General features: G+C 44.6%; 1 protein-coding gene and 1 pseudogene. Both read left to right on the top strand.

The genetic code is table 11. The features are described from left to right. Positions 1-62: 62 nt before the first annotated feature. A pseudogene (locus IE039_RS08085) lies at positions 63-884 on the top strand (asparaginase); the annotation flags it as partial. 83 nt (positions 885-967) lie between these two features. Continuing rightward, positions 968-3,517 carry a M1 family metallopeptidase gene (locus tag IE039_RS08080; protein WP_010004434.1) on the top strand — a complete coding sequence of 850 codons (2,550 nt, stop codon included), beginning with the start codon at positions 968-970 and terminating at the stop codon, positions 3,515-3,517. Positions 3,518-3,626 lie beyond the last annotated feature (109 nt).

Raw genomic sequence — 3,626 nt, 5'->3', positions numbered from 1 at the left:
AACACCATTAAAGACCTTGATGGGTTTTTCTGTCCACTTAAATGTTCAACTTAAATTTTACAATCTGCCATTTGCCTAGTGAGCATATTGGGCCTGTGCATATGTTGCAACTGCAACAACGTATTTTAGCGGCCAAGCAAGCCTTTGATGGGGTTGTGATTACCCATGGCACAGATACCTTAGAAGAAACCTCATTCTTTTTGGATAGTACGTTGGCGGTTGATTTCCCAATTGTGATGACTGGGGCAATGCGCTCGTCTAATGAACTTGGGTCAGATGGGTTATATAACTACCATTCTGCACTGCGGGTTGCGGCACATGACGATTCACGGCACCGTGGCGTATTGGTTGTGATGAACGATGAAATTCATGCCGCGCGTTTTGTGACTAAAACGCATACGACCAATGTGGCCACATTTGGCTCACCAATTAGTGGCACGATGGGGCTATTGACGAAACATCAAATTATTTACTTTTATGATTTGCCAAAGCGTCACGTGTTGCCAATCAACAGTGTCAAGCAAAATATTCCGGTGCTCAAAGCGTATGCCGGTATGGACGGTCAACTCTTAGAATTGTTAGCGGCTGCCAATATTGATGGCATTATTATTGAAGCTTTGGGTGCTGGGAATCTATCAAAAGAAGCGGCTAATGGGGTGCTTTATCTCTTATCACGCCATATTCCAGTCGTGATTGTGTCACGGAGTTTCAATGGAGTGGCTGAACCAGTCTATGACTATTTGGGTGGCGGTGTCCAACTTGAAAAAGCTGGGGCCATCTTTGCCACCAGTATTAACGGTCAAAAAGCACGTCTCAAGTTGTTGATTGGCTTAGATAATTACTTGGACGATGTGGCGTTGAAAAACTATTTGCATCAATTTTAATACTGAAATGCGGGTGAGCTGATGCGCACGCCATTGCTTAACCACGACGACCAAGCAAGACTAGTGACCCAAAAGGAGATCTGATGACGAAACCATTGCAACATTTTCTGACAACATTCATACCGGAACATTATGATGTTTATCTGGATATTGATCGACAAAAACAGCGTATTAGCGGTCAAACCACCATTTTTGGTCAGGCGTTGACGAATCAAATTTTGTTACATCAGCGTGATCTTAAAATCAAAACGGTTACCGTCAATGATCAAGCGATGGCTTTTAACACCCAAGATGAGCAGGAGGCGTTAATCATTCCTAACGTCCCTTTGGGTGATATTCAAATTGTTGTCACTTATGAGACAGTCTTAACCGCGACGTTGATGGGCATCTATCCGGCAGATTATGAGGTCAATGGTGTCAAAAAACAAATTGTGTTGACGCAGTTTGAATCCAGTGGTGCGCGTGAGGCTTTTCCAGGGATTGATGAACCAGCGGCCAAAGCGACTTTTGATTTGGCGATTAAGTATGACGAGCAACCACACGAAACTATTTTGGCTAATATGCCAGAAACGCATGTTGCCGACGGCGTACACTATTTTGCCACGACCAAACGGATGTCGACCTATCTGGTAGCTTTTGCTTTCGGGGCGTTAATTAGTCAAACAACGACTACGGCGTCTGGAGTAAAAATTCAAGTTTTTGCTTCTGATGCTTATACACCGTCGGCGCTCCGTTTTGCGCTGGATATTGCTAAGCGTAGTATTGAATTTTATGAAGATTATTTTGATACCACGTATCCATTGCCAGAATCCAAGCAACTTGCCGTGCCAGATTTGTCATTTGGTGCCATGGAAAACTGGGGCTTGGTCACATATCGTGAATCAGCGCTGCTTTTAGATCCCGACAATGCGTCTTTGGCGCAGAAACATCGGGTTGCCACCATCATTGCGCACGAATTGGCGCATCAATGGTTTGGTGATTTAGTCACAATGACATGGTGGGATGATTTGTGGTTAAATGAAAGTTTTGCCAACATGATGGAATACGTTGCTGTTGATGCTTTAATGCCAGAATGGCACATTTGGGAATCGTTCCAAATGAATGACGTCTCATTAGCTTTAAATCGTGATGCAATTGACGGTGTACAACCGGTACATGTGGCCATTAATCATCCGGATGAAGTGAACACTTTATTTGATAGTGCGATTGTGTATGCTAAAGGGGCGCGAATGTTAGTGATGACACGAGCCATGATTGGTGAAACAGCATTCCGAGCGGGTCTGAAGCAGTACTTTGATCAATACCAATATGGCAATGCGACTGGTGACGATTTGTGGCGTGCTTTGTCGCAAGCGTCTGGGAAAGATGTGTCGGGTGTGATGGCGACTTATTTGTCACAACCGGGCTATCCCATGATTACAGCGTCTATCAATGCCGATGGGCAACTTGTGGTCAAGCAAAGCCAGTTTTTCATTGGTCAGCATGCCACAACAGGGCAATTATGGCAGGTGCCCTTGACCAATAATTTTTCAGAGGACACCCTGATGTTGACGACGCCTGAGATGGTTGTGGGCGACTATGCCACATTGCGTGCGCAAGCTGGGGGTCCGTTGCAATTTAATTTGCACAATCAAGTGCATGCCGTGATACACTATGACGACCAATTATTGGCTGATTTAATGGCGCATAGTGACCAGTTAGATGCGGTGACACAATTACAACTGTTGACGGATCTCAGATTACTCGCTAAAGCGCAAGTGATATCGTATGCGCAACTGGTGCCAATGCTTGGAAAATTGGCACAAAATGATACTATTTTAGTGCAACAAGCTGTACATCAAATCATTGCGGACTTAAAGCGTCTGGTAGCCGATGATCCTGCAAGCACAGCGCAGCTTAAGCAGTTTGTCGGACAGCTGGTGCAACCACATTTACAACGGTTGGGTTGGCATGAGAAACCAACAGAATCAAATGATGATGTCAGAGTGCGGCCGTTAATATTGGATGCCGCCTTGTATGCTCAACTGCCGGAAGCCATGGCGATGGCAACGCAACAATTCACCCAATATCGCGATAACCTCACGCAAATGCCAGCTTATATGCGGCGTGAGGTGTTGACATATCAATTAACGACCCAGCCAACGGGTACGTTGTTTGAACAGCTATTTACAGCTTATCAACAAACAACGGATACGGGGTTTAAAAATGATTTAATGGCGGTTTTGCCAGCCAGCACAGACGCTACAGCACTGAAAACGCTGATTGCGAGCTTGAATCAACCAGCCATTATTAAGCCGCAAGATTTTGCCATTTGGTATGGTGGCCTCTTGCATAATCCGTTGGCACAACAACAGGTATGGGATTGGGTGCGCCAACATTGGTCATGGCTGGACCATAAATTGAATGGTAGTATGAACTATACCAATCTGGTCAAAGTCCCAGCAAACTATTTCCAAACAGCACAACGGCTCACTGAGTTTAACGCCTTCTTCATGCCGAAATTACAGCAACCTAATTTGACTCGCGAAATCAAAATGGGGCAGCTTGTCATTGCCAATCAAATAGCGCTGGTTGATAACCAACGTGCATCGTTAAGTCAAGCATTAACGGCTTATCTTGCAGATAAGGCTTAAGCTATCTAACCATAAAAAAGCACTCACAATTGTGGCGCACCCCGAAAGTTAAAGCAACTTTCGGGGTTTTATTTATGACTAAAATTTCAAAACAAATTAAACTTCAGGC

The organism is Leuconostoc lactis KCTC 3528 = DSM 20202 (genome assembly GCF_014651235.1).
Classification (GTDB): domain Bacteria; phylum Bacillota; class Bacilli; order Lactobacillales; family Lactobacillaceae; genus Leuconostoc; species Leuconostoc lactis.
This window is presented reverse-complemented; position numbering and strand designations above follow the sequence as displayed.

Excerpts from the sequence above, each read along its gene's own strand:
- IE039_RS08080 (WP_010004434.1), top strand. The coding sequence starts at position 968 with ATGACGAAACCATTGCAACATTTTCTGACAACATTCATACCGGAACAT.